This is a genomic window from Microvirga sp. jy35, from assembly GCF_056148915.1.
In genome coordinates this window covers 21,115-27,393 of sequence record NZ_JBWBEW010000055.1, presented here as the reverse complement: position 1 = coordinate 27,393, position 6,279 = coordinate 21,115, and the positions used below count along the sequence as shown (strand labels likewise).

Annotated in this window: 6 protein-coding genes and 1 pseudogene; 3 read left to right on the top strand and 4 right to left on the bottom strand. The window is 61.5% G+C overall.

What is annotated here, in order from left to right; all coding sequences use genetic code 11:
• Positions 1-85: 85 nt before the first annotated feature.
• Entirely contained in the window at positions 86-1,021 is a 936-nt protein-coding gene (locus AC0QTX_RS24880) for a ribokinase (RefSeq protein WP_474606493.1), read from the bottom strand.
• A 405-nt stretch (positions 1,022-1,426) separates the two neighbouring features.
• Between AC0QTX_RS24880 and AC0QTX_RS24875 the strand changes: the two genes are divergently transcribed.
• Entirely contained in the window at positions 1,427-2,161 is a 735-nt protein-coding gene (locus AC0QTX_RS24875) for a PhoH family protein (protein WP_474606492.1), read from the top strand.
• A gap of 48 nt (positions 2,162-2,209) precedes the next feature.
• On the opposite strand, the gene AC0QTX_RS24870 is transcribed toward AC0QTX_RS24875, so the two are convergent.
• Entirely contained in the window at positions 2,210-2,797 is a 588-nt protein-coding gene (locus AC0QTX_RS24870) for a cold-shock protein (protein ID WP_474606491.1), read from the bottom strand.
• A 610-nt stretch (positions 2,798-3,407) separates the two neighbouring features.
• On the opposite strand from AC0QTX_RS24870, the pseudogene AC0QTX_RS24865 reads away from it, so the two are divergent.
• Positions 3,408-3,777: pseudogene (locus AC0QTX_RS24865) on the top strand (LLM class flavin-dependent oxidoreductase); the annotation flags it as partial.
• Positions 3,778-3,858: 81 nt separating this feature from the next.
• Entirely contained in the window at positions 3,859-4,134 is a 276-nt protein-coding gene (locus AC0QTX_RS24860; protein WP_474606490.1) for a hypothetical protein, read from the top strand.
• 150 nt (positions 4,135-4,284) lie between these two features.
• Here AC0QTX_RS24860 and AC0QTX_RS24855 read toward each other — a convergent pair whose 3' ends face one another.
• Both AC0QTX_RS24855 and AC0QTX_RS24850 read right to left on the bottom strand, forming a co-directional pair.
• Complete coding sequence (locus tag AC0QTX_RS24855; protein ID WP_474606489.1) at positions 4,285-4,731, bottom strand: hypothetical protein; 447 nt, start codon at positions 4,729-4,731, stop codon at positions 4,285-4,287.
• Between the two features lie 56 nt (positions 4,732-4,787).
• Positions 4,788-6,164: a cytochrome P450 gene (locus AC0QTX_RS24850; RefSeq protein ID WP_474606488.1), complete on the bottom strand. Its 1,377-nt coding sequence runs from the start codon at positions 6,162-6,164 to the stop codon at positions 4,788-4,790.
• Positions 6,165-6,279: the final 115 nt, after the last annotated feature.

The window sequence follows — 6,279 nt, the reverse complement described above, 5'->3', positions numbered from 1 at the left end:
ACCTCTACCACGCGCTCCAGGCCTGCCTGATCCCACTGTTCCCCGCCACCGGCAGCCTGACCAAGGTCATCCCCGAGGCCAACGCTCAGGCCTGAGAGAGATAATGCTCCAGGGATTCCCTCTGGGGCATTCCGGCTTGTGCTCCCGGCGTCAGGCAGGACAGGGAGGCGGCCGCACAGGCCCGTTCCATGGCAGGACCGATCTCCAAACCCTCCGCGAGGCTGCTCGCCAGCACGCCCACGAAGGTGTCGCCCGCGCCTGTGGTGTCCACCGGGGTGATCGGGCGGGCCGCCGCATGAATCACCATGCCGTCGCGCGAAACGGCATAGGCGCCTTGGGCACCCGCCGTCACGATGCAGGTTGGACCGAAATCGCGCGCCAAGACAGTGGCGGCCTTGAGATAGTCGTCGCCCGCCGCCTCGCCTACGATTTCGGCGATGGCGAGGGCCTCGTGCTCGTTGACCACCAGCACATCCGTCACTTCCAGCAGTTCGGCCATGCCCGAACCCTCCATGACGGACGGTACGGGGGCGAAATTCCAGATCACTCTCACCCCCGCCCTTCGGGCCCGTGCAGCAGCATCGAGACTTTCGGCCAGCGGCACCTCCATCTGAAGCACCAGCACAGAGGTTTTCGCCAGCAGGGCGTCCTCGAGATCCGCGGAGCGCAGGGCCATGTTGGCGCCACTCGCCACCGTGATGGCGTTCTCGCCGGTCTTGTCGACCGTGATGAAGGCACAGCCTGTCGGCTCGACCACAACCCGAATGGCCTGAACATCGACGCCGTTGTCTTCGAGGTTCTTGAGGCAAGCCGCTCCGAAGGGATCATCGCCGACTGCGCCGAACATGGCGACCTGGCCGCGTCCGCCCTGCCCGACCCGCGCTGCGGCAACTGCCTGATTGGCTCCCTTGCCGCCGAAGAAGCTGTCGGCGCGGCGCGAGAGAACGGTTTCGCCCGGTCTGGCGATGCGCGGCACCCGGGCGACGAGATCCATGTTGATCGAACCGAATACGACGATCATGCCGCTCTCATCCTTTAAGGCTCTTTCCCAATCATCACTGGCATGGGCGTGGCAGGGGAAGGATTCCATTTCCCTGAGGGGCAGCGAAAGGGTCATCCACAGCTATTTCTCCCTTTGCGCCGCAGAGGAGTTATGCCCTGGAACCAAGCAGCCAGGCTTAACATTTGACTCGCAGGTAGGCGTAGCAGCGGTAAACTGTCATCAGAATCAAAGATAGTTTGCCACTGGCAGATAAAGATAGGCTTTGATGGGCAGGCAGGCTGATCCTCTCACTCTGGATCGCGGACATTCACCGCCCGCAACGACGCGCTCTCGTATCCCCACTTCGCTCGCAAGTTTTCTCCAGACGCCTCTGCGCGGTGCCTGGATGATTGGTGTGCGCAGTTTCAACCCCGGAGTTGGTCATTGAGCAAGCATCATGAGAAGCAGAGACGCAAGACCCGCCGCTCCCTTGAAACAGCGCAGGTTTTCGACCTCACCGGATCCAAGTTCCAGGGAGAGCGCAGCCTTCCGCCCATCAAACCGCTCAATGCCACACAGGATGATTATCTCGACGCTTTGAAGAACAGCTCTCAGGTCGTGGTGCTCGGGCCCGCAGGCACAGGCAAGACCTGGATCGCAGCGACTTATGCAGCGGACCTGTTCCGCCAGCGGCGCATCCGCAAGATCATTCTGACGCGCCCCAACGTGCCGAGCGGCCGCTCCCTTGGCTTCTTTCCGGGCACCCTGGAAGAGAAATTCGGTCCCTGGGCTGCCCCTGTCATCGAGGCCATCAAGGAACGCATCGGCACGTCGGCTTTCGAGATCGCGATTAAGAACGGCGATATCGAGATGGTCCCGTTCGAGGTGATGCGCGGCCGTTCCTGGCGCGACGCCTTCATCCTTCTCGACGAGGCGCAGAATGCCACGCCGGCCGAGATGAAGACGTTCCTGACCCGGATCGGGGAGGAATGCAAGGTGGTGATCAACGGGGATGTGAGCCAGTGCGACCTGCGGGAGACGTCGGGTCTCCGCACGGTCATTCACCTGATCAAGTCGCAGATGCTGCCGGTGCCGATCGTCGAGTTTACCCTCAACGACATCGTACGGTCCGGTGTCTGCGAGATGTGGGTGCGCGCATTTGAAGAGGTCCACTGCTGACGCAGTGGACCCTGATCTTTTCACTCAGGGTGAAGGAGGCAGGAACGCTCAGGCGAGTTCGATGGCGCCGACTTCGGGGCCCTTGCGGCCCTCGACGATGGCGACGCGGACCGCCTGCCCCTGGTCGAGTTGGCTAAGGCCGGCACGCTCCACGACGGAGATGTGCAGGAACAGGTCCTTGCTCTCGCCTTCGACGGACACGAAGCCGTATCCCTTCACCGAGTCGAACCATTTGACGGTGGCAGGAACCTCCGGCGGACCGCTGACCGGGCGAGGGCTAGGCCCACCGCTCGGACGACCAAAGCCGCCACCGGACTGGCCGGGGCCACCCTGGCGAGGCGGACGTGCCGGACGGGCACCGCGCGGCGGCTCCGGCTCGGCCGTGCTGGTGTCCACGCTGACGATTTCCTGAACCTGCGGGCCCTTCTGGCCCGTGCCGACCTTGATGACCAGGGTCGTGCCGGATTCGAGGGCGGAGTGGCCCGCTGCCTCGACCTGCCGGACGTGCAGGAAGGCCTCACCCGAGCCGTCGGTCATCTCGACAAAGCCGAAGCCCTTGTCGGGATTGAACCATTTCACCCGTGCTTCAGTTTCGGGTCCTGCGGCTGGAGAGCCGTAGGATGTCTGCTGCCGCATGGGCCGTTCAAAAGATGTTGGTGGAGCGAAATCGCCCCAGTGATCTTCGGGTTGACCGCCAAATTGACGTCGGCGATCACGGTGATCATTTCCCCGGCCCATCAGGACTGCCTTCTAAAGTCTCAAGTTTCCTAAACGCCCATAGGCGTACAGCCCCCAACCATTGAGAGCAAGAAGATAACTACTCATACCTAAAGGTTTCACGCAAGGTCCCAAAAAGGTGGTCCCGGCGGATTATTGGATATCTGCGCGGGAATCCCGCCCCCGTTCTTGCTTTTTTTGACCTATGCCCCTGTCCAGCACGAGGAACTGGAGAGGCATCATTTCATGAATTCTATCAAGAGGTTGATGATCGGCGAAGCCCCCATGCCGGCTCAAATGGCTCCGAGGGAATGACGGGTCACCATGTTGTCACTGCTGCCATTTTAATCCCTCGGCGCATCACCTCATCTTTCACCAGAAGGCCTTCGAGTGGCGCTCCCCGCAATGCTTCGCGGTGCATTTAGGTCAAGCCGCAGATACAATTGGTGTGATTGACCGAACACGGGGACGGCTCCCATGGAACATGGCATCTACACCTTCGGGGAGCTGCCCAGAGACCCGGCCACCCGAGATCATGGCAGGCCGCGGCTCCTTCATCGAGTCCTTCCCGCTCTTCGGGTATGATTTCGAGGACTACGACACCCTGTTTGCCGAAAAGCTCGACCTGCTCCTGAAGATTTGAACCGACAACCGGGTGAGCTGGACTGGACGTCATCGGGCGCCCCTCTCCGACCAGCCAGTCTATCCCCGCCCGGTGCAGGCCCCATTCCCGTCTGGATCGCGGTCGGCGGGACGCCCCAGTCGGTCGTTCGCGCTGGAGCGCTCGGACTTCCGCTTGCTCTCGGCATCACTGGAGGCAACCAGAGCGGTTTGCTCCCCTCGTGTCCCTCTACCGTGAGGCCGCAGGCCGGGCCGGCCACAACCCTGCTGTTCTCAAGGTTTGAATAAACACCCACGCCTACCTCACCGACGAGTCACAGCAGGCGGCCGACGAATTCTTTCCTGCTTGTGCCCAGGTGATGACGCAGCTTGGCCGGGAGCGGGGATGGGCTCCCACCACCCACCAGCAGTTCGAGGCACTGCGTGACCCACGCGGAGCGATGGCTGTCGGAAGCCCTCAAGACATCATCGACAAGATCCTGTTCCAGCATGAGCTTTTCAGCCATGATCGCTACCTGGCTCAGTTCAGCGTCGGCACCATGCCGCACAGGCAGATCATGCGCTCCATCGAGCTCATGGGAACCAAGATCGCACCGGTCGTTCGCGCTGAAATTGCCCGTATTCGGCCTTCATAGCGAGGACGAAGCTGGGGTCTTTACTTTAGCTTGCCGGCGGAGTTACGATGCCTTCTGAAACCCTTAATAACATAAGATAGCGAACGGAACCGACGTTAGAATTAGAGTGATCGCAACTGATTCGTAAAACGACGCCGCAAAGGTGCAGCATCAGATGTGATCCGGCCAGGAGGGGCTATGCTTGAAGATCGAAGAAAGCGAGTCCTGATCGTCGAAGACGAGGCCATGATCTCGATGTTGATCGAAGATATGGTTCTGGATTTCGGCTGCCAGGTTGTTGGACCCGCAGCCCGCTTGGATCACGCTCTCACCCTTGCTCTTCAGGCTGAGATCGACATCGGTCTTCTCGACATCAATGTGGATGGATCCGTTGTTTTCCCGGTCGCGGATGTTCTGCGCTTCCGGAAAATTCCGTTCATCTTCTCGACAGGCTACGATTTCCGTTCGCTCCCGGAGCGCTTCCGCGACTGTCCGACCTTGTCGAAGCCGTTTTCCTACCAGAACTTTTCCGACACGTTGCAAACTGCTCTGGCAGTTCCGGAGATTCGGGCGGCTGTCTAGTGCCACGTGCAGAATGCGGGCCGCCTTTTCCAGCATGTCGCTCCGCCGAGCATGAAGACCGCTCGAGCGCATGATCCTGAACGGCTGTTCATTCAAGAACGTGCTTCAACCAGCATCTCGGCATCTGCCTTGGGCCTCAGCGTCACTTTCATGACGGGCGCCGGCATGGAGCCCAATTTCGGCCGGAGACGAACGGCTTTCAGCAGGACAGCCAGAATGGCGAGTGCCTCCATCTGGGCAAAGGCGCTGCCGATGCAGATCCGCGGGCCCGCGCCGAAAGGCATATAGGCATAGCGATGCCTCGCTTTCGCCTGCTCCGGCGCAAAGCGCTGGGGATCGAAGCGCTCTGGGTCGTCCCAGAGTGCAGCATGGTGGTGCACCGCATGGATGGGAACGACGATCACAGCACCTTCGGGGACCATGAACCCGCCGAGCGGGAAGGCACGCGTGGCCGTTCTGGTGATGATGGGAGCCGGCGGATAGAGCCTCATGGCCTCCGAGAAGACCTGTCTCGTATAAGTCAGCTCCGAAATGTGTTCGGGACGCACGGAACCGCCGCCGGTAACAGCGTCTATTTCTGTGAGCACCCTGGCCTCGTGCTCCGGGTGGTGCGCCAGAAGGAGAAAGGTCCAGGCGAGCCCAAGAGCCGTGGTCTCATGTCCGGCCGTGATGAAGGTCAGAAGATTGTCGGCAATCTCCTCATCGGTCATCACTCGGCCGGTCTCCGGGTCGGCTGCGGAGAGGAGCAACGCGACCAAGTCCTCACGCTCCTGCCCGCCACGACGGCGTTCCGCGATCATGCCGGTGATGGCCGAGCGAAGATAGCCTGTCGCCGCTCTCGCCCGGCCGCGTCCTGGGTACGGCACCCAATCGGGCGCGTTGAGGATGCTCAATGCGAAGATCCAGCCGGTCGGCTTCAGGTAATCCGTGATACCCCGCTCCACCCGCACTACGTCGATCCCGCCAGGCCCCGACATCATGGTTTCCACGATAATGTCGAAGGTCGTGCGCATCATCTCGTGACCGATCCGGACCGACGGGCTCGAGCCGGCAGCAAGCCAGCGGTCGCGGGTCCGCTCCGCCGCCGAGATCATGGCGGGAAGCAGGCCCATCAGCTTCTCATACCTGAATGCCGGCGCCACGGACTGGCGCTGCCAGCGCCAATGGGCGCCGTCGGCCGTCAACAGCCCTTGACCGAGAGCGGGGCCTAGAGCTCGCCGCACATCCTCTCCCTTCGACAAGGCATCAGCGTTGCGAACGAGGGCCTCATGGATGAGAGAGGGATCAAGCAGGAAAATCCGCTCGCGGTTGGCAACCCGCGAATAGACGAGGGGCTCGCGATAAACTTCCGGCGGCAGAGCCTGGAGCGGGTCCCGAACAAGAGCGGGAAGCACGGACAAGGGCGAGCGGCGGCTGATTGCGATGCCGGTGCTTCGTTCCGAAATCGTGGGAAGGGCATCGATGCTCATGCGGTTCCTTCTCGACTAACCTCATGTCGCCTGTGATATCTGCCGGCAGCCGACCTGCGACCACGCAACTTCGACGGGACGCTAAGAGGCAGAACGCACAAGTTGGGAAATGGAT

What these genes read in the sequence shown, in the direction of transcription:
- AC0QTX_RS24880 (WP_474606493.1), bottom strand. Translation starts at nt 1,021, where the DNA reads ATGATCGTCGTATTCGGTTCGATCAACATGGATCTCGTCGCCCGGGTG.
- AC0QTX_RS24850 (WP_474606488.1), bottom strand. Translation starts at nt 6,164, where the DNA reads ATGAGCATCGATGCCCTTCCCACGATTTCGGAACGAAGCACCGGCATC.
- AC0QTX_RS24855 (WP_474606489.1), bottom strand. Translation starts at nt 4,731, where the DNA reads ATGCTGGAAAAGGCGGCCCGCATTCTGCACGTGGCACTAGACAGCCGC.
- AC0QTX_RS24860 (WP_474606490.1), top strand. Translation starts at nt 3,859, where the DNA reads ATGACGCAGCTTGGCCGGGAGCGGGGATGGGCTCCCACCACCCACCAG.
- AC0QTX_RS24870 (WP_474606491.1), bottom strand. Translation starts at nt 2,797, where the DNA reads ATGCGGCAGCAGACATCCTACGGCTCTCCAGCCGCAGGACCCGAAACT.